The sequence below is a fragment of the Rhodococcus sp. 1R11 genome (genome assembly GCF_004563845.1).
Lineage (GTDB): Bacteria > Actinomycetota > Actinomycetes > Mycobacteriales > Mycobacteriaceae > Rhodococcoides.
This window is the reverse complement of the sequence record NZ_SPNG01000001.1, coordinates 589935-607846: the sequence shown is the minus strand read 5'-3', so window position 1 is coordinate 607846 and position 17912 is coordinate 589935. Positions and strand designations below refer to the sequence as shown.

Annotated in this window: 20 protein-coding genes; 16 read left to right on the top strand and 4 right to left on the bottom strand. The window is 66.4% G+C overall.

Going from position 1 to position 17912, the window contains the following annotated elements:
• Positions 1–4: 4 nt before the first annotated feature.
• Positions 5–1000 (bottom strand): hypothetical protein, encoded by a 996-nt coding sequence (locus tag E4P29_RS03050; protein ID WP_135041740.1) that lies wholly within the window; start codon positions 998–1000, stop codon positions 5–7.
• A gap of 90 nt (positions 1001–1090) precedes the next feature.
• On the opposite strand from E4P29_RS03050, the gene E4P29_RS03045 reads away from it, so the two are divergent.
• Positions 1091–1735 carry a TetR/AcrR family transcriptional regulator gene (locus tag E4P29_RS03045; protein WP_209205274.1) on the top strand — a complete coding sequence of 215 codons (645 nt, stop codon included), beginning with the start codon at positions 1091–1093 and terminating at the stop codon, positions 1733–1735.
• 28 nt (positions 1736–1763) lie between these two features.
• A complete protein-coding gene (locus tag E4P29_RS03040; RefSeq protein ID WP_027494384.1) occupies positions 1764–1988 on the top strand; it encodes a DUF6480 family protein in 225 nt (74 codons plus the stop codon).
• An 11-nt stretch (positions 1989–1999) separates the two neighbouring features.
• On the opposite strand, the gene E4P29_RS03035 is transcribed toward E4P29_RS03040, so the two are convergent.
• Complete coding sequence (locus E4P29_RS03035; protein WP_135041738.1) at positions 2000–2497, bottom strand: 2-oxo-4-hydroxy-4-carboxy-5-ureidoimidazoline decarboxylase; 498 nt, start codon at positions 2495–2497, stop codon at positions 2000–2002.
• Positions 2498–2617: 120 nt separating this feature from the next.
• Between E4P29_RS03035 and E4P29_RS03030 the strand changes: the two genes are divergently transcribed.
• The 3 genes from E4P29_RS03030 (at position 2618) to E4P29_RS03020 (ending at position 5118) form a co-directional block, all read left to right on the top strand.
• Positions 2618–3445 (top strand): crotonase/enoyl-CoA hydratase family protein, encoded by an 828-nt coding sequence (locus E4P29_RS03030; protein WP_135041736.1) that lies wholly within the window; start codon positions 2618–2620, stop codon positions 3443–3445.
• A 1-nt stretch (position 3446) separates the two neighbouring features.
• Entirely contained in the window at positions 3447–3911 is a 465-nt protein-coding gene (locus tag E4P29_RS03025) for a MarR family transcriptional regulator (protein WP_135041734.1), read from the top strand.
• A gap of 130 nt (positions 3912–4041) precedes the next feature.
• Positions 4042–5118: a GGDEF domain-containing protein gene (locus E4P29_RS03020; protein WP_135041732.1), complete on the top strand. Its 1077-nt coding sequence runs from the start codon at positions 4042–4044 to the stop codon at positions 5116–5118.
• Between the two features lie 61 nt (positions 5119–5179).
• Here E4P29_RS03020 and E4P29_RS03015 read toward each other — a convergent pair whose 3' ends face one another.
• Positions 5180–5638 (bottom strand): PAS domain-containing protein, encoded by a 459-nt coding sequence (locus E4P29_RS03015; protein WP_135041730.1) that lies wholly within the window; start codon positions 5636–5638, stop codon positions 5180–5182.
• A 64-nt stretch (positions 5639–5702) separates the two neighbouring features.
• The gene (locus tag E4P29_RS03010) at positions 5703–6194 is read right to left on the bottom strand and encodes an inorganic diphosphatase (RefSeq protein ID WP_027494378.1); all 492 of its coding nucleotides are present in this window, start codon (positions 6192–6194) and stop codon (positions 5703–5705) included.
• 178 nt (positions 6195–6372) lie between these two features.
• Between E4P29_RS03010 and dacB the strand changes: the two genes are divergently transcribed.
• From dacB to E4P29_RS02955, 11 genes are all read left to right on the top strand, one after another.
• On the top strand, positions 6373–7743 hold the full coding sequence (dacB, locus tag E4P29_RS03005; protein ID WP_135041925.1) for a D-alanyl-D-alanine carboxypeptidase/D-alanyl-D-alanine-endopeptidase: 1371 nt from the start codon (positions 6373–6375) through the stop codon (positions 7741–7743).
• Positions 7740–8816 carry a zinc-dependent metalloprotease gene (locus E4P29_RS03000; RefSeq protein WP_135041720.1) on the top strand — a complete coding sequence of 359 codons (1077 nt, stop codon included), beginning with the start codon at positions 7740–7742 and terminating at the stop codon, positions 8814–8816. The genes dacB and E4P29_RS03000 overlap by 4 nt, the downstream gene beginning before the upstream one ends.
• Complete coding sequence (gene tilS / locus E4P29_RS02995) at positions 8788–9786, top strand: tRNA lysidine(34) synthetase TilS (RefSeq protein ID WP_135041718.1); 999 nt, start codon at positions 8788–8790, stop codon at positions 9784–9786. The genes E4P29_RS03000 and tilS overlap by 29 nt, the downstream gene beginning before the upstream one ends.
• 11 nt (positions 9787–9797) lie before the next feature.
• Entirely contained in the window at positions 9798–10349 is a 552-nt protein-coding gene (gene hpt / locus E4P29_RS02990; protein WP_027494374.1) for a hypoxanthine phosphoribosyltransferase, read from the top strand.
• A gap of 308 nt (positions 10350–10657) precedes the next feature.
• Positions 10658–13492 (top strand): ATP-dependent zinc metalloprotease FtsH, encoded by a 2835-nt coding sequence (gene ftsH / locus E4P29_RS02985; RefSeq protein ID WP_135041716.1) that lies wholly within the window; start codon positions 10658–10660, stop codon positions 13490–13492.
• A 267-nt stretch (positions 13493–13759) separates the two neighbouring features.
• Positions 13760–14326 carry a GTP cyclohydrolase I FolE gene (gene folE, locus E4P29_RS02980; protein ID WP_045841636.1) on the top strand — a complete coding sequence of 189 codons (567 nt, stop codon included), beginning with the start codon at positions 13760–13762 and terminating at the stop codon, positions 14324–14326.
• 19 nt (positions 14327–14345) lie between these two features.
• Positions 14346–15194 carry a dihydropteroate synthase gene (gene folP / locus E4P29_RS02975; RefSeq protein WP_209205273.1) on the top strand — a complete coding sequence of 283 codons (849 nt, stop codon included), beginning with the start codon at positions 14346–14348 and terminating at the stop codon, positions 15192–15194.
• The gene (gene folB, locus E4P29_RS02970) at positions 15191–15592 is read left to right on the top strand and encodes a dihydroneopterin aldolase (protein ID WP_135041714.1); all 402 of its coding nucleotides are present in this window, start codon (positions 15191–15193) and stop codon (positions 15590–15592) included. Before folP ends, folB begins: the two co-directional genes overlap by 4 nt.
• The gene (gene folK / locus E4P29_RS02965) at positions 15589–16098 is read left to right on the top strand and encodes a 2-amino-4-hydroxy-6-hydroxymethyldihydropteridine diphosphokinase (protein ID WP_135041713.1); all 510 of its coding nucleotides are present in this window, start codon (positions 15589–15591) and stop codon (positions 16096–16098) included. The genes folB and folK overlap by 4 nt, the downstream gene beginning before the upstream one ends.
• The gene (locus tag E4P29_RS02960) at positions 16095–16565 is read left to right on the top strand and encodes a DUF3180 domain-containing protein (protein ID WP_032369421.1); all 471 of its coding nucleotides are present in this window, start codon (positions 16095–16097) and stop codon (positions 16563–16565) included. The genes folK and E4P29_RS02960 overlap by 4 nt, the downstream gene beginning before the upstream one ends.
• 90 nt (positions 16566–16655) lie before the next feature.
• On the top strand, positions 16656–17897 hold the full coding sequence (locus tag E4P29_RS02955; protein ID WP_209205272.1) for a DUF6779 domain-containing protein: 1242 nt from the start codon (positions 16656–16658) through the stop codon (positions 17895–17897).
• Positions 17898–17912: the final 15 nt, after the last annotated feature.

Below are 17912 nucleotides of genomic sequence, written 5' to 3'. Positions count from 1 at the left end.
CACTTTACTGGCTCGGCATCGATTCACCGACGCTGCGACGACGGCGCAGAACTGCCGCCGCAGCCATCATCAGCGCGCCGATCAGGATGTAGAGACCCAGCCCGAGTACCGGCTGGCCGACCCCCGCACCCGAGAAGTACACGATGCTGCGTACTCCTTCGGTGCCGATACCCGGGGTGATCCACCGGCCGATCGACGCGTACAGCGTCGGCAGCACGTTTGCTCCGAAAGCACCTCCAGCGCTGGGGTTTCCGAGAACGACGAACAGTGCGATGGCCGCCGGTACCGCTGCCACTCCGATCAGGGCGCGCAGGCCCATGGTGAACAGCCCGGTGGCGAAGACGACGCCGGTGCCCAACAGGGTGAGCGGAAACCAGTGCCCGGCAAAGGTTCCGAGTACGTGAGTGGTCAGCAGTGCTCCCAGCGCGCCCGATGCAATCGAGTACGCGGCGAGAATGCCGACGTGAACACAGGTTTCGCGTCGGGTCGTCGGTGCCCCGATGAGCAGACCGAAGGCTGCCGCGAGTAGGTAGCCGCCGACGACCCAGCCCACAGACAGGTAGAAGCCGGACAATCCTCGGTTGTCGTGCACACCGACCGGGATCTCGTCCCGCACCACGAATTGGCGTCCCTGGGCGGCGTCGACCTCGGTGAAGATCGATTCGAGGGCGGTCGCCACCGAGCTGCCGGCGGCGCTCGCGGTGATCAGCGTGTCGGTGCCGCTCGAGCCGACGACGTAGGCACCGAGGATGTCCCGATCGCGGAGCAGGGTGCGAACCTCGGCGGTATCCACTGCCGTACGCGCGTCGAGCGGCGCACCGTCGATGGCGTCGAGGCGGTCGGCGGTCTGCTGGTCCAGGCCGGCGGGGAGCCCGGACTCGGTCACCACGGCGATCGGAATTGCGTGGGGAGTCGGCTGATGGAACGCCGATACGTAACTGAGGATGAAGCCGAGTTGCAGCACCAGCACTGCGGCGGCGAGTAGTGACATCTTGCGCATGAACGTGCTCCTGACCATGTCGATACCCGAAGACCTCGTCGATCCCCGAAAACCTTGTCGATACCCGAGGTATTCAATACTCTAGGTATCGTGAACGTCGAGCAGCAAGAAGAGTGGTCATCGACACAGCCGCAGCGCAGGCCGCAGCGGAACGACGTGCGAGAGCGGCTGCTCGCCGCAGCGGCCGACGAGTTCACCGAGCGCGGATATGCGGCGGCCAAGCTCACCGACATAGCCGACCGGGCCGGCTTCACGAAGGGGGCCGTGTACTCCAACTTCGATTCCAAGCAGGGTTTGTTCGCCGAATTGCTCGCTCGGCGCTCACTCGATCTTGCTGCCCGAGTACTGGCTCACGTATCCGATCTGGACCCGCAAGAAGCTGCGGGAGCCGGCGGGGGCGAAATTGCGTCCTGGGTGGTCGCCGAGCCGCGATGGCCACTACTGACCGTCGAGTTCGGCATTCTCGCCGGCCGCGACCCGGTGATTGCCGAGCGCTACCGCGCCGACCGTCGAGCCCTTCGCACCGAACTCGAACGGCTCATCGCGGAGCGGGCGGTGCAATGGGGTGTGGGGCAGACCCTCGATGCTCGACGCCTCGCGATGTCACTGGCGGCATTGATCTCCGGATTGGCCGTCGAACATTCGGTGGATCCGGAGGAGATCGACCGGTCCGTCATCGCCGATGCCGTCACTGAATTGTTCGCCGGAGCGATAGCCAGAGCACAGCTCGATTGAGGGATGCGCGACCGGGTACTCCGGGTTCATGACTGCTCAGAATCCAGAACCCGATGAGACTGCCGGCCTCGAAGCGGGCGGTAGCGTGACGCCGGGCGATACTCCTCCAGCAGAGACAGCAGTCGGTGGGCCCAACCACGAACCGCCGCAGCGCAGCCGAGTGATGCCGATCGTCGTCATCGTGCTGGTGGCACTGTTGGCAATCGTGATCGCGGGCGGCCTGATCGGCCGAGTCGTCGGCCTGTTCGGCTGACCCGCGCGGAATCAGTACGGCGGCCAGCCGCCTTCGGGACCCAACAGTCGGCCGAGGCGGAACCGATCGATCTCGACCAGCTCTCGACGCATGAGCAGCCGCTCGGTTCGTTCGTCGTTGTCGAGCCGATGGCCGAGTTCCATCAGCACATCCCTTGGCTCGAAACCGTCGGGAGCCATCATCAGATTCGAGACGTAGCGCCAGCCGAATTTCGTTTCGTACGCGCGCGCCGCGGTGCCCAGAGCGCTGCGCGACTCTGCGTCCATGGCCGTGCACATCCTGTTCGGTTCGGGCAGCGTCGCGGCCAAGGCGTCGATGTCGTTGTCGGACAACTCGTTCAGCTCGGCCGCCGCCGCGGCGAACAACTCGTCCCGCGATCGGTACGGGCGGCCGTCGGCGAGACGTGAGGCCCAGGCGACCGAGCAACAGCACTCGTAGAGCGCATGTACCGCTTTGCGACGCGGCAGATCGTTGAATGTCTCGAGACCCAACCCCTGATGCATCAACATGCATGAATGATGAGGGACCCGAGTCGGCCATTGCCATCGCTGAGCAGGCTCTTAGCGCAGACGTTACTCGGCGTAACACGCCCTGCGGGCACGGCTGCGTCTGCCGCTAGGCTCGCAGGCATGACCGAACGGAACTGGACCGCATTCTCTGTGGAGATCGCAGACCACATCGCGCACGTGACACTTCTCGGGCCGAACAAGGGCAACGCCATGGGCCCTGATTTCTGGAGCGAATGCCCAGAACTGTTCGCCCAACTCGATGCCGATCCCGAGGTGCGGGCCGTGGTCCTCGCGGGCTCCGGAAGGAACTTCACCTACGGTCTCGACCTGCCGGCGATGGCGGGAACGTTCGGGCCGCTGATGGCCGACCAGGCACTCGCCGGGCCCAGGACGACGTTTCACGACACCATCAAGACGATGCAGAAGGCCGTCAACGCGGTGGCGGACTGCCGCAAGCCCGTCGTCGCCGCAGTGCAGGGCTGGTGCATCGGTGGCGGCGTCGACCTCATCACCGCCGCCGACGTGCGATACGCCAGCGCCGACGCGAAGTTCAGCGTCCGCGAGGTGCGTGTCGCGATCGTCGCCGACATGGGATCCCTCGCTCGACTCCCTGCGATCATCGGTGACGGCCACCTGCGTGAGCTCGCGTTGACCGGAAAGGACATCGACGCGGCGCGCGCCGAGAAGATCGGGCTGGTCAACGACGTGTTCGAGGACCACGACGCAGTCCTCGCGGCCGCCCGCGACTGCGCCGCGGCCATCGCTGCGAACCCGCCCCTGGTGGTGCAGGGCATCAAGACCGTCCTCGACCATTCCCGATCGGCGAGCGTCGACGACTCGCTGAGATTCGTCGCTGCGTGGAACGCGGCCTTCCTCGCCTCACACGATCTCACCGAGGCCATCACCTCGGTGTTCGAGAAGCGTCCGGCCCAATTCACCGGTAGCTGACATGGTCGAATTCGCCGAAGAGCTGGGTACGCAGCTGGTTCGGCTGCAGCGAATTCGGGAGCGGAACATCGCGCAGATCTCGTCCTCGGGCGGGGTCGACGGTGCCGCCTACGTGTGCCTGTTCCGCCTGCTGCGCGACGGACCGATGCGGTCCAGCGAACTTGCCGCGATGGTCAACTCGGATCCGTCCACCGTCAGTAGACAGGTAGCCCAGCTGGTCGAGCGAGGGCACGTCGCTCGAGTGCCCGACGAACGTGACGGACGGGCATTCGTTCTGGCCGTCACCCCGTCCGGAGAGGAAGCCGCAGCCGCCATCCAGCAACGCCGCACCGAGAACCTCGGACGAGTCATCGAAGGATGGGCCCAGGAGGATCGGCAAACGCTGGTCGCTCTGTTGGACCGATTCTTGACCGATTACGAGACCATCAGACCGGACCTGCCCACTCAACGCCCAGGTAACGTCTGAGCCTCGGACGCCGAGAACTCGGTGACGACGGTCGGGCTGTTCCGTACGCTCGAGCCCTGCCTCGACGGCCGGGACGCGAGGCCGTAGTCCCCGGCTGCTCGGACTGCTCGGAACGGACGGAGGGAACGCGGTGCCAACCGATCACGACCCACGGTCCCCGTCGTCCGATATCGGACCCCGATCGGGCTCGATCCGGCTCGAGCGTCGCGTGGCCAGGGGCATCGCCGCCCTCGTCCCGTCGTTCGGCGTGATCGGCGCGATCATCATGCTGTCGGACGACGGTCCGGTCGGCACGACGGCCGTGCTGATCTGCACGATCGTGCTGCTCTCCACCCTGCCGGTGGGAGCGTGGTGGTGGCTACGTTCGGTGGACGCCTCGCACATGCCCGGATGGTTCGTGATCTACGCGGACGTGGGGGTGTCGGGGCTACTGCTGACCTTCGCGGACCGGGACCTCGCTCTGTACGGTGCCGCCCTGTTCTCGGTGATCGGTACCTACATTGCCTACTTCTCCCGCCGCAACGTATTGAAATTCCACACGGCGTTCGTCAACGCCGTCATTCTGCTGCTCGCGGTACTGGCCGTCCTCAAACGCCCGGACGATCCGGCCTCGATCATCGCGCGGGCCTTCATCACGGTGCTCGTGGTCAATTCGGTGCTCGCCTTTCGCGCCGTCATCCAACGCCAGCTCGACCTCGCCAACACCGATTCCTTGACGGGCCTGCTCAACCGGCGTGGTCTGGAGTTGCGGCTCGAGCGGATGCTGGGCAGGTTGGCCGACAACCGATCGGTGGCCTTGATGGTGGTCGATCTGGACCAGTTCAAGCGGGTGAACGACACCTTCGGTCACGCGATGGGTGACCGGGTTCTTCGCCGGACCGCGCGGCGGCTGAGCGCTGTCACCGGTAGACGTCCGTGCGTGGCGCGCACCGGAGGTGAGGAGTTCACGATTGCCGTTCCGATCGACGCCGACTCCGCGAAACACCTGGCAGACGACATCCGCGAGGCGGTGCACGATTCAGGCGACGACGTACCCGTGACGGTCAGCATCGGGGTCGCAGTACTCGATGCCGGTCGGTGGCGAGCGGCCGCTTCGGCCTACGACTCGGCCGAGCTGATGCACAACGTACTGCTCGACGCCGACGCAGCGATGTACGAGTCGAAGCACGCGGGTGGAAACAGAGCAACGGTGTACACCGGCACGTGACATGCCGGTGTACACCGTTGGTCGTTCCCTGAAAACGTTCTGGGGAGAACGATTCGAGCCGTCAGCGCAGAGCGCTCTTCGGGTCGTTCCACAGCTGGTCGGTGAAATCCTCCAACGCGACGAGCACGACGGTGTCCTCGGCGCGCCTGAGAATCGACTTGCTGGCACGCACCTGAACGACGTCACCGGTCTTGTCGGTCATCCGCCACAGGGAGTCCGCACGGGTGGCGACGGTGGTCAGGAACATCTCCGCGACGTTGACGCCCTCCGGAGCTCGATCCGGGAAGATGTCGTGCAGGTGAAAGTCCTCTCGTTCTGTCCGGTCGAGTCCGAACAGATCGTCGAAGGCCTCGTTCGCGAACACGATGGCACCGGTGGGATCGACAGCCAGAATCGGTACGGGGATCCGGTCGAGAACGACGGTCACCGGCAGATCGGGGAACTGGGTCGGGTCGGAGATCGGCCGCGACTCCAGATTGCGCCGATCACCGGCATTGCCGTTGGAAGTGCTGTCGGTCATACGTCTCCCCAAACTGTGGTTCGTCGGCTCACTGCCGAAACGAGGTGTTGTGATGCCGAAAGGATCAGTGACCCGGATTGTCCGTCAAACGCTTGAAGGACGCAGCGATTTCGGCCTCGGCTTCTGCGCGACCGACCCAGTCTGCACCGGTGACGTGCTTGTTGGGTTCGAGATCCTTGTAATGGACGAAGAAATGCTTGATCGCGTCCAGCTCGAAGGTCGAGACGTCGCTCAGATCCTGGATGTGATCCCAGCGCGTGTCGCCGGCCGGCACACACAGCACCTTGTCGTCGCCGCCTGCTTCGTCGACCATCTTGAACATCGCCACCGGGCGGGCCTCGACGATCACACCGGGGTACACCGACTCGGGCAGCAGCACCAGCGCGTCGAGCGGGTCGCCGTCCTCGCCCAGGGTGTTCTCGATGAAGCCGTAGTCGGCCGGATACGCCATCGCGGTGTAGAGGTAGCGGTCGAGGCGAACACGTCCGGTGACGTGGTCGACCTCGTACTTGTTGCGCTGCCCCTTGGGGATCTCGATGGTGACGTCGAACGACACGTGCAGTCCTCACTGTCTTGGTTCGAGCCCGACCGGGCCCGAGTGGTTTGCGAATGTCTCTATGGTGGCGGCGCAAGGCTACCGGACCCGAGGATACTGTTGACTCGATGATCATGGGTACGACCACGGCAATGACGGAGGAACGGTGGCGGGGCTGACACGGCGATTCCTCGGTCCCATGGCGGGACGTAGACGCAGGAAGAAGCGGTTGATCCTGACGCTGTGTGCGGTGTTCGTCGTGGTCATTGCCGTCACGACCGCCGCTCTGGTGCTGCCCAGGGTCTCCCAGAGTGCCGACACCGCGATCGCACCTCCACCCGACACGGTGCTGCCGAACCCATCGATCACCGCGTTCCCGGACTCCGCCCCGGCGCCGACCGCAGCCGGTCTCGCAGGCGCGCTGGCACCCGTGGTGGACGACGCCGCGCTCGGCACGTTCACCGGAACCGTGGCCGACGCGGAGACCGGCGAGATCCTGTGGTCGCAGAATCCCGACACGCCCATGACTCCCGCATCGACGACCAAGGTGCTCACGGCAGCGGCAGCGATGCTCGCGCTTCCCGCCGATCACCGCGTAGCCACTCGCGTCGTACAGGGCAACGGCGAAGGAAACATCGTCCTGATCGCGGGCGGAGACCCCACGCTCACCGCACTGCCGGTCGGTACCGTCGGGTTCTACCCCGGTGCGGCCCGTATCGACGATCTGGTGGAGCAGATCCGCCGCAGCGGAACGACGGTGCGCAGCATCAGCGTCGACACGTCCATCTACACCGGCGACACGATGGCCCAAGGCTGGTTCCCGGCCGATATTGCCGCCGGATCCATCACCCCGATCGAACCGATCATGCTCGACGGCGGCCGATCGGACCCCCTAGTCGACGAATCGCCGCGCAGCACCACCCCTGCCCTCGATGCCGGCCGTGCACTCGCCGCGGGACTCGGCGTGGACCCTGCTGCGGTGACGACGGGCAAGGCGGCGGAGGGAGCCGATCAGATCGCATCGGTGCAATCGGCCCCGCTGCGAAATCGGTTGCAGCAGATGATCTATCGGTCCGACAACGTACTCGCCGAAGCAGTGGGCCGAGAACTGTCGCTCGAGATGAACACGGCGGCAAGTTTTTCCGGGGCGGTGGCGTCCATCGGCCAGACCCTGTTCTCGGCCGGCTTCGACATGACCGGCCTGGCGTTGCAGGACGCGAGCGGACTGTCGGTCGACGGCAGGATTCCCGCGCGTCTGCTCGATCAGGTGCTGACGTCGGCCGCTGGTACCGGCCAACCGGCGCTGCGGCCGATGCTCGACTACCTACCGGTCGCCGGTGCCACCGGAACGCTGTCGGATCGGTACGCCTCGGGTGACCGTACCGGTGCCGGATGGGTCCGTGCGAAAACCGGAACCCTTTCCACTGCAAGCGCTTTGGCGGGGTATGTCGTCGACGTCGACGGCCGGATCCTGACGTTCGCCCTGATGTCCAACGACCGGCCACCCGATGTCAGTCGACCCGCCCTCGATGCCGTGGCATCGACCCTGAGAATGTGTGGTTGCCGATGAGCACCGAAACAGCAACCGCCGACGAGAACGACGCCACGTCCGGGTTCGCCGGCGCAGTCGACTGGGCGGTGGCTGCGAAGGCCGGAGCGAGATTGGCCCGTCCGGGCCCGGCCACCTCGCGATACACCGCCGACGCAGCCGTGGAAGAGCTTGCCGCAGCATCGATTCGAGCCGAGGGGCCGGTGCGGGAGACGACAGGCCTGGCCGATGGTCTGCCGGTGCCCGACGCCCAGGTGGTCGATCGAGCAGGATGGATCGCAGCTGCGGCCGCGTCGATGAAGCACCTCACCGGGGACGAGAACGAGGCACCCCCGACCGGACTGCTCGGTGGCAAGCCCGCCGGGTTGCAGGCCGGTGCCATGCTCGCGTTCCTGTCCAGTGCCATTCTGGGACAGTACGATCCGTTCACCGGAGAGAGTGGCACCCTGCTGCTGGTCGCACCCAACGTGATCGCCGTCGAACGTGCACTTCGCGTCTCACCCAGTGATTTTCGGCTCTGGGTGTGCCTGCACGAGGTGACCCACCGGGTGCAGTTCTCCTCCGCGCCGTGGCTCGGGCAGTACATGCGGGACAACGTCGGATTGCTCTCCGACGGCACCGACGAGCCGATGTCCGATGTTGTCACTCGGCTGAGCGGCGCTCTGAAGGCCAGGAAGAACCCCTCCGGATCCGCCGAGGATGCAGGCATCATCGGTCTGCTGCGCGCGACCCAACCCGAGCCGCAGCGGCAGGCGATCGACCGTCTCCTCGTTCTCGGAACACTGCTCGAAGGTCACGCCGACCACGTCATGGACGCCGTCGGACCGGCCGTCGTGCCGTCGGTGGTGCAGATCCGCCGCGCGTTCGACCGACGACGCCAACGCAAGGTCAACCCCGTGCAACGCGTCGTGCGCACACTGCTCGGGATGGACGCGAAGATGGCGCAGTACGTACGCGGCAAGGCGTTCGTGGATCACGTCGTCGGCTCGGTGGGAATGGAACGCTTCAACACGGTGTGGACCGGGCCGGACACGCTCCCACTGCTGGCGGAAATCGAGGACCCGGATGCGTGGGTCGCGCGAGTCCTTGGCTGAGCCCTCGCACCGATTCACGCTGCCTGAGTCTCCGGCGTTGCTGGAGGTTCGGCGTGCAGTGCGGGGTTGGTTGGCGGCGCATCCCGGCCCGGTAGCGGTGGCGTTGTCCGGTGGTGCGGATTCACTGGCGCTCACTGCGGCGACGGCCGCCGAGGCTCCGAACGTGACGGCGCTGATCGTCGATCATGGGCTTCAGGCGGGATCGGCCGAGGTGGCTGAAGTTGCCGCCGAGCGTGCCCGGTTGCTGGGCGTCGACGACGCCCGAGTGCTGACAGTGACCGTGGCCGGTTCGGGCGGGATGGAAGCTGCCGCTCGCCGAGCCCGATACGACGCATTGGACGGCGCGCGCGGCGCTGCCTCGGTACTGGTGGCGCACACTCTCGACGACCAGGCGGAGACGGTGCTGCTCGGTCTCGGTCGTGGCTCGGGGCCTCGGTCCATCGCCGGAATGGCAGCGTTCGACGACCCGTGGGGGCGACCGCTACTGGGGGTGCGACGTGCCGTGACGCGGGCCGCGTGCCGGGAGCTGGGACTCGAACCGTTCCAGGACCCGCACAACACCGATCCGGACTTCACCCGGGTGCGACTACGCCACGAGGTGCTGCCGTTGCTCGAAGACGTGCTCGGTGGGGGCGTCGCCCCGGCTCTGGCCCGCACGGCCGAGCAGCTGCAGGACGACGGCCGGGCGCTCGACGCCATCGCCACGGCCGTCGTCGATACGAACACGCGCGAGTTGGACGTCTCCGCGATCGAATCGTCCGACCCTGCGATCCGCCGCCGAGTGGTGCGGCGCTGGCTCCTCGGCCGGGGTGTGACGTCGTTGTCGGACCGTCAGATCCGAGCTGTCGATGCGCTCGTCGTGCGCTGGACCGGGCAGGGCGGAGTTGCGCTGCCTGGGGGAACGCCGGAGGCGAGGTTGGTGTGCTCGCGTCGGCATGGCAGGCTGAGCGTCGGCCTGGAGAACGAATGAAGGGAAACCCCGTGTACGAGGGCGACATCGAATCGGTTCTCATTTCCGAGGAACAGATCAAAACACGGACCGCGGAACTCGCAGAGGAAATTGCCAAGCGGTATCCCGAGGGTGCTCCCGAAGGCGACTTGCTGCTGGTCGGCGTTCTCAAGGGCGCGATCATGTTCATGACCGACTTCGCGCGGGCCCTGCCCATCCCGGCGCAGCTCGAGTTCATGGCGGTGAGCTCCTACGGCTCGTCGACGTCGTCCTCCGGCGTCGTTCGGATTCTCAAGGACCTCGATCGCGACATCACCGGACGCCACGTGCTGATCGTCGAGGACATCATCGACTCCGGTCTGACGCTGAGCTGGCTCAAGCGCAACCTGGCGACCCGGTCACCGGCTTCGCTGTCGGTAGTGACGCTGCTGCGTAAGCCCGACGCGATCAAGGTCGACGTCGAAGTCGCGAACGTGGGCTTCGACATCCCCAACGAGTTCGTCGTCGGCTACGGCCTCGACTACAACGAGCGCTACCGCGATCTGCCGTACATCGGTCTGCTGGACCCCAAGGTGTACAGCTGATCCGAGTTGGTTCGGTTCCGCCCCTAGTCGCTGCGCTGGACCGTCGGTGAATGGACCATTGCCGCGCCGAGACGTATGCAATGGTCCATCGATGCGGATAGTGTGCGGCGAGATACGGGGAACTGCCGGGGGAGTGCAGTCGTTGGAGGGGAAGAAGCGTCGACGCCGACAGGCGCGTGGACGCAGAGCGCCAGGTAAGAGCGAGTCCGATGTCCGAGTCTCGCGGTAGCCTGGAGTATCCGGCGGGCAGGGAGCAGCCAGCGCGCGGGAGCGGACTGAAAGGACACGGCCGAGTCGGCTGAAGCTGTATGAATCGGAAGACAGTAATACGAAATCTCGCCATCGTTTTCGGCATTCTGTTGGTGATCTATGCCTTCAGCTACTTCGGTAACGACACGCGGAACTGGACGTCGGTCGACACCTCGGTGGCGATCGCCCAGCTCGACGATCGAAATGTCGAATCCGCGCAGATCGACGACCGTGAGCAGCAGATTCGGCTGACCCTCAAAGAGGCCTCCGACGCCACGGACAACGAGAAGCAGATCATTGCGAAGTATCCGGACTCGGCGTCCGAGCAGATCTTCGACAAGGTCGATTCGCAGGGCTTGAACAGCTACAACACCACCGTCACCCAGGAGAGCTGGTTCAGCTCGTTCCTGCTGCTCATCCTCCCGATGGTGCTGATCCTCGGCGTGATCATCTTCGTGATGAGCCGTATGCAGGGCGGCGGCCGCGGCGGTGTCATGGGCTTCGGCAAATCCAAGGCCAAGCAGCTCACCAAAGACATGCCCAAGACCACGTTCGCGGATGTCGCGGGCGCGGACGAGGCCGTCGAAGAGCTGTACGAGATCAAGGACTTCTTGCAGAACCCGGCGCGCTACCAGGCTCTCGGTGCCAAGATTCCGCGCGGCGTCCTGCTGTACGGCCCTCCCGGAACCGGCAAGACGCTGCTGGCGCGCGCCGTCGCAGGCGAGGCGGGCGTCCCGTTCTTCACCATCTCTGGCTCGGACTTCGTCGAGATGTTCGTCGGCGTCGGTGCATCCCGCGTGCGCGACCTGTTCGAGCAGGCCAAGCAGAACAGCCCCTGCATCATCTTCGTCGACGAGATCGACGCTGTCGGCCGCCAGCGCGGTGCAGGCATGGGCGGCGGACACGACGAGCGCGAGCAGACGCTCAACCAGCTGCTCGTCGAGATGGACGGCTTCGGTGAGCGCACCGGGGTCATCCTCATCGCCGCAACGAACCGGCCTGACATCCTCGACCCTGCCCTGCTGCGTCCGGGCCGCTTCGACCGTCAGATCCCGGTCGGTGCCCCCGACCTGGCCGGCCGTCGAGCGATCCTCAAGGTGCACTCGGCCGGCAAGCCCGTTGCGCAGGATGCCGACCTCGAAGGTCTGGCCAAGCGAACCGTCGGAATGTCGGGTGCAGACCTGGCCAACGTCATCAACGAAGCGGCGCTGCTCACCGCTCGCGAGAACGGCACCGTCATCACCGAGGCGTCGCTCGAAGAATCCGTCGATCGCGTCGTCGGTGGTCCGCGACGCAAGAGCCGCATCATCAGCGAGCACGAGCGCAAGATCACCGCGTACCACGAGGGTGGACACACACTCGCTGCGTGGGCGATGCCCGATATCGAGCCCGTCTACAAGGTGACCATCCTCGCGCGCGGCCGCACCGGCGGTCACGCGATGACGGTGCCCGAGGACGACAAGGGCCTGATGACGCGGTCGGAGATGATCGCGCGCCTGGTGATGGCCATGGGTGGACGTGCCGCGGAAGAGCTCGTGTTCCACGAGCCGACCACCGGAGCGTCCTCGGACATCGACCAGGCAACCAAGATCGCCCGCGCGATGGTCACCGAGTACGGCATGAGCAGCAAGCTCGGTGCCGTTCGCTACGGACAAGAACAGGGCGACCCGTTCCTCGGTCGTTCGATGGGTCAGCAGTCCGACTTCTCGCACGAGGTCGCACGCGAGATCGACGAGGAGGTGCGCAAGCTCATCGAGGCCGCGCACACCGAGGCGTGGGCCATCCTCAACGAGTACCGCGATCTGCTCGACACCCTCGCCTCCGAGCTGCTCGAACGTGAGACGCTCACCCGCAAGGACCTCGAGAAGATCTTCCACAGCGTCACCAAGCGTCCACGCATCACGCTGTTCAACGACTTCGGAGATCGTAAGCCGTCGGACAAGCCGCCGGTCAAGACTCCTCGCGAACTCGCCGCCGAGCGTGGCGAGCCGTGGCCTCCGGTGCCGCCGGCCCCGAAACAGCTTCCGCCGCAACAGTTTCCGCAGCCCAGCTACGCCGGTTCGCCGCAGCTGACCAAGGGTGGGCAGCAGAACGGCTACAACGGCGCACCCGGCATAGGCGAGCTGGGACCCAACACGGGTGCCGGTCGACGTAGCGCGCCTGCCCCCGGCGACTACAACGGCGGTAACAACAACGGCGGTAACAACAACGGCGGCAACAACAATGGCGGCGGCTACAATGGCGGCGGCTACAACGGCGCTACCAACGGCGGTCCTGCCAATGGAAGCTACGGCGGGCCGACCACGGGCGGCGGATACTCCGAGGGCTATCGCCGGCCCGAGCCTCGACCGGGTCCCAATGGCTCGGGCCCTGATTACGGCGCTCCAGCCGGCTGGTCGGCACCCGGCTGGCCGCCGCGCGATCAGCCGCAGGTGCCGCGCTACCAAGGTCCGTCCACGCCGCCGGCTCAGAATCAGCCGCCGCGTGAGCAGGACTCGGATCAGGGCTACCGTCAGCATCCGACGTACCAGCAGCCGCAGTCCTACCAGCCGCCCCAGCCGCAGCAGTCGTACGACCCGCAGCAGCTGCAGCAGTCGTATCAGCCGCCGCAGTACCAGCCGGATCCGTTCCGGCCGGACTCCGGGGAGCACGGTCGCACATCCCGGCACGAGCCTCCCTACGGCGAGAATTCCGAGGGGGCGCCGGAGTCGACTCCCACGTGGGAGGTACCGGAAAGCTCGCACAACTACCCGCTGCCCGGAGACGATCGACCCGCTCATGGTTCGTCGGAGGAGTCGCAGCAGGGTGAGCACGGCGACGGTCACGGAAACGACGACGGCGACGCCGGCCCACGCACCCAACGGTGGGAAGGACCGGGCGGCTCGCACCGCTAGTCCGATCATTAGGCTGACTGGGTCGACCGTCACGGTCGACCCAGTACGTCGTTTCGAACCCGTGCTGTTGTCCGCCGGCGAGCCGTTCACACCGAGCAGCCCGCCCGCCCAGCTGTCACATCCGCGGAGCCCAACCGGAGGTATGTTCTCGTGTCAGTCAATCGGACCGACGAGTCGACAGGCGACTCGGCAGAAGTCCCAGCAGCCGTGCAATCCGCCGTGCCGCAGCAGGGAATCACGGAGCCGGTGGCCTACGCCACGGGCGCGGTGTTCGACCAGCCTCGTGCGGAGGCTGCGGTACGCGAGTTGCTGATCGCCGTCGGTGAGGATCCCGATCGCCCGGGTCTCCTCGATACCCCGGCTCGCGTCGCCCGCTCCTACCGCGAGATTTTTGCCGGCCTCTACACCGATCCGGACACCGCGCTGAACACGACCTTCGACGAAGGCCACCAGGAACTGGTGCTGGTTCGCGACATCCCGATGTACTCCACGTGCGAACACCACCTGGTCTCGTTCCACGGCGTCGCTCACGTGGGGTACATCCCCGGCAAGAGCGGCAAGGTAACCGGCCTGTCGAAGCTGGCTCGGGTAGTGGACATGTACGCCAAGCGTCCCCAGGTCCAGGAGCGGTTGACCAGCCAGATCGCCGACGCGTTGATGCGCAAGCTCGACCCACGCGGTGCGATCGTCGTGATCGAGGCCGAGCACCTGTGCATGGCGATGCGCGGTATCCGCAAGCCCGGTGCCAGCACCACCACCTCGGCGGTCCGGGGTCTGCTGCAGTCCAGCGCGGCATCGCGTTCGGAAGCCCTGGACCTGATCCTCCGGAAATGACGGTTCCGGTCCGATCGCGATGATTCTCGCGCACTCCGTTCCCCCTGCGCCCATCGTCATGGGCGTTCTGAACGTCACGGCCGATTCGTTCTCCGACGGCGGTCGCTACCTCGACGTCGACGCGGCCGTCGAACACGGTCTGGAGATGCATCGGCTGGGAGTCGACATCGTCGACGTCGGTGGGGAGTCCACACGCCCCGGGGCAGACCGCGTCGACCCGTCGGTCGAGGTACAGCGGGTCGTGCCGGTCATCTCGGCGTTGGCCGCCGAAGGCGTGAGCACCAGTGTCGACACGATGCGCGCACATGTCGCCGCTGCGGCGATCGAGGCCGGGGTGTCGATCGTCAACGACGTCTCGGGCGGTCGAGCCGACCCCGCGATGGCCGGTGTGGTCGCGCACGGCGGGCTGCCGTGGATCCTGATGCATTGGCGGGCCGCCGACTCGACGTTCCGGCACACGGGTCCGGCCGATCATTACGACGACGTGGTCGCCGACGTCCGCCGCGAACTGCTCGAGCAGGTCGACCACGCAGTGAGCGCCGGGGTCGACGCGTCGCGGATCGTGCTGGACCCTGGCCTCGGATTCGCCAAGAACGCCGAACACAATTGGCAGCTGTTGCGCGGACTGCCCACCCTGGTGCAATCCGGTTTCCCGGTTCTGGTGGGTGCATCCCGGAAACGATTTCTGGGCTCGCTCCTCGCAGAACCCGACGGTTCACCGCGTCCACCGGACGGCCGAGAGATCGCGACGGCCGTCGTCTCGGCCCTCGCAGTCGCCGGCGGCGCGTGGGGAGTACGGGTGCACGACGTCCGGTCGTCACTCGACGCGGTGGCCGTCGTACGGGCATGGCAGGGTGGTCTCGCATGAGCGAGATCAACAGTGCCGCTGCAGGGACTCGTCGCGGTGACCGCATCGAATTGCGCGGGCTGACCGTCCGCGGCAATCACGGGGTCTTCGACTTCGAGAAGCGAGACGGCCAGGATTTCGTCGTCGACATCACCGTCTGGATGGATCTCTCTCCCGCGGCCGAGACCGACGATCTGACTCGGACGCTGCACTACGGTGAGCTGGCCGAACGTGCCGCGGCGGTGGTAGCGGGCCCGTCCCGGGACCTGATCGAGACGGTCTCCGCCGAGATCGCCGAGGTGGTGCTCAGCTACGACACCCGGGTCGACGCGGTGGAGGTGGTGCTGCACAAGCCGTCGGCTCCCATTCCCCTGACGTTCGGGGACGTGGCCGTGGTGGCCTATCGGGAGCGAAAATGAGCCGGGCAGTGCTGTCGATCGGCAGCAACATCGGCGACTCCATGAGCCACTTGCGTTCTGTCACAACAGAATTGGGTTCGCGCGTGGTGGCGTGCTCGGCCGTTCATCGATCTGCTCCGTGGGGCGGCGTCGAGCAGCAGGACTTCCTCAACGGTATCGTGGTGGCCGAGGACGATGCCTACGGCCCGTGGGACTGGCTGCGTCTGGCGCAGCAACTCGAGGAGGCAGCGGACCGCGTTCGAGTGCAGCGATGGGGTCCGCGCAGCCTCGACGTCGACGTGATCGTGTGCGACGACGTCATCAGCGAGGACCCTCGCCTGATTCTTCCCCATCCCCGTGCGCACGAGCGCGCGTTCGTGCTGCTGCCGTGGCTGGACGTCGAGCCCGACGCCACTCTTCGGGTCGACGGGGCGGACGTGCCGATATCCGAGCTGCTCGAGCGTCTGAGTACGGACGAGCGAGCGGGAGTCGTCCGTCTCGACGACGACGGTGATCGACTGTGGTGACCAATCCCACCAAGATCTGGGATGTCTTGGGTTTGTTTCTGATCGCCGCCGTGGGCACGTGGCTGCTGGTGCGGGTTTTCTACGGTTCGTTTCCGCCGATCCCGGTGTACGCCGGAGCGTCGCTGTATCTGGTCGCGGTGGTGGAAGTGGTGACCGCGGTGATCGTCCGCAACCGCATCGCCGAGCATCGAGTGGGTACCGGTCTGCACGACCTGCATCCGTTGACGGTCTTCCGGGCGCTGGTGTTGGCGAAGGCGTCGTTGCTGGTGGGAACCGCTCTGGTGGGGGTGTGCGTCGGCTTCCTGGTGTACGTGCTGCCGCGAGCGGCGACAGTGCGAGCGGCGTCGGCGGACCGAGCCGGAGCGATCGTGGCCCTCGTCGCGGGCCTGGCCGTCGTCGCCGCCGCGGTGTGGCTCGAGCAGTGCTGCCGCACCCCGGAAGATCGGGACGACGAGCGCTCCCGATAACGTATCCGTCCCTCGATCGTTACCTTCGTTGTGTACGTGATCGGTCGGGGATGAGCGGATGCGACCGACAGGCCGGTTACCCTTGAGAACATGACAGATCAGACTCGCGCCAAGAAGGGACGCCGAAAGCGGCGTAGTGCGAGCCAGCTGTTCCTTGCGGCGCTCGTCGTGTTCGGCATCGTCGCCAGCGTGTTGTTGTTGTTCAGCGAGAGCGTTCAGTGGATGCGCGTCGGGGTGCTCTCAGCGCTGTGGGCCGCGGTAATCGGTGCGTTCGCGATGACGAAGTACCGCAGGGAAGCGGCCGCGGATCAGACCAAGGCCAAGGACTTACAGACCGTCTACGAACTGCAGCTCGCCCGCGAGATCTCGGCTCGACGCGAGTACGAGATGAGCGTCGAAGCCCGGGTGCGCAACGAAACGCGGTTGGAATCGGACGAGGTCGCCGCGCTGCGTAACGAACTGGCCGCGCTTCGCCAGAACTTGCAGGTGCTCTTCGAGGGCAATCTGCCGACCGAACGGGTCGCACTGCGGGCCGAGGCAATGCGGATGCAGGAACTCGGCGGCCGCGGATACGACAGCTATCAGCCCGCCCCGTCCGGGCTGTACGTCCGAGGCGGCGGCAACGGCAACGGACCCGCAGGCCCCGGCTTCAACGGCGTCGGTACGCCCTACGACGAGCCGGTCACCGCCGAGACGTCGGTGGTCTATCCCGAGGATCCGGACGAAATGCCCCGCGCGACGGCGGCACCGGACCTCGATTCCAGGTACGCACAGGACGCGTCTGCCGAGCAGGGTGCTGCACCCGAGGGGTACGACGACGTCACCGATGCCGGGCAGGACGACCGCGCCGAGCCGCCGGCCGCGCAGGCTCGCCCCTACGGGGCACCGAGGCCGGCCGGTCGGGTGAGCCCGCCCACCTCGCCGTTCACCGCCTACAACTTCGAGCAGACGCGTCGACCCGCCGCCGAATCCGAACCGGCCGAATCAGCAACGGTAGAGGACGCCGAAGCGGTCGAGGAGGCCCAGCCCCAGCAGGCCCCCGAGTCCGAATCGGCCGACGATGCGGCCACGTATCCGGAGTCTCGCCGCTCGCTGCGAGATTCGGCCGATGCGTTCTTCGCAGCCGACCGCGTCGACGACACGCCTGCCGAGGAGACGGTCGATGCACCGCGACGCGGACGCAGGCGCGCCGAATCCACCGAGGAGGCGTCCGGCGCGCACTCCAACGGCCGTTCCGTGGCCGAGATCATGGCCGGGCTGGCGGGCGGCGATTCGGCCGACACGACGACCACCGACGCCGGCACACGTCGCCGTCGCCGTCGCGCAGACTGAGAACCAGATCACACC

Bases quoted from the DNA above. Each gene is read 5' to 3' on its own strand.
- E4P29_RS03000 (WP_135041720.1), top strand. From the start codon at position 7,740: ATGAGCACCGAAACAGCAACCGCCGACGAGAACGACGCCACGTCCGGG.
- E4P29_RS03050 (WP_135041740.1), bottom strand. From the start codon at position 1,000: ATGCGCAAGATGTCACTACTCGCCGCCGCAGTGCTGGTGCTGCAACTC.
- E4P29_RS03025 (WP_135041734.1), top strand. From the start codon at position 3,447: ATGGTCGAATTCGCCGAAGAGCTGGGTACGCAGCTGGTTCGGCTGCAG.
- folP (WP_209205273.1), top strand. From the start codon at position 14,346: ATGATTCTCGCGCACTCCGTTCCCCCTGCGCCCATCGTCATGGGCGTT.
- tilS (WP_135041718.1), top strand. From the start codon at position 8,788: ATGCGTGGGTCGCGCGAGTCCTTGGCTGAGCCCTCGCACCGATTCACG.
- ftsH (WP_135041716.1), top strand. From the start codon at position 10,658: ATGAATCGGAAGACAGTAATACGAAATCTCGCCATCGTTTTCGGCATT.
- folK (WP_135041713.1), top strand. From the start codon at position 15,589: ATGAGCCGGGCAGTGCTGTCGATCGGCAGCAACATCGGCGACTCCATG.
- E4P29_RS03015 (WP_135041730.1), bottom strand. From the start codon at position 5,638: ATGACCGACAGCACTTCCAACGGCAATGCCGGTGATCGGCGCAATCTG.
- E4P29_RS02955 (WP_209205272.1), top strand. From the start codon at position 16,656: ATGACAGATCAGACTCGCGCCAAGAAGGGACGCCGAAAGCGGCGTAGT.
- E4P29_RS03030 (WP_135041736.1), top strand. From the start codon at position 2,618: ATGACCGAACGGAACTGGACCGCATTCTCTGTGGAGATCGCAGACCAC.
- dacB (WP_135041925.1), top strand. From the start codon at position 6,373: ATGGCGGGACGTAGACGCAGGAAGAAGCGGTTGATCCTGACGCTGTGT.
- E4P29_RS03040 (WP_027494384.1), top strand. From the start codon at position 1,764: ATGACTGCTCAGAATCCAGAACCCGATGAGACTGCCGGCCTCGAAGCG.
- folB (WP_135041714.1), top strand. From the start codon at position 15,191: ATGAGCGAGATCAACAGTGCCGCTGCAGGGACTCGTCGCGGTGACCGC.
- E4P29_RS03035 (WP_135041738.1), bottom strand. From the start codon at position 2,497: ATGTTGATGCATCAGGGGTTGGGTCTCGAGACATTCAACGATCTGCCG.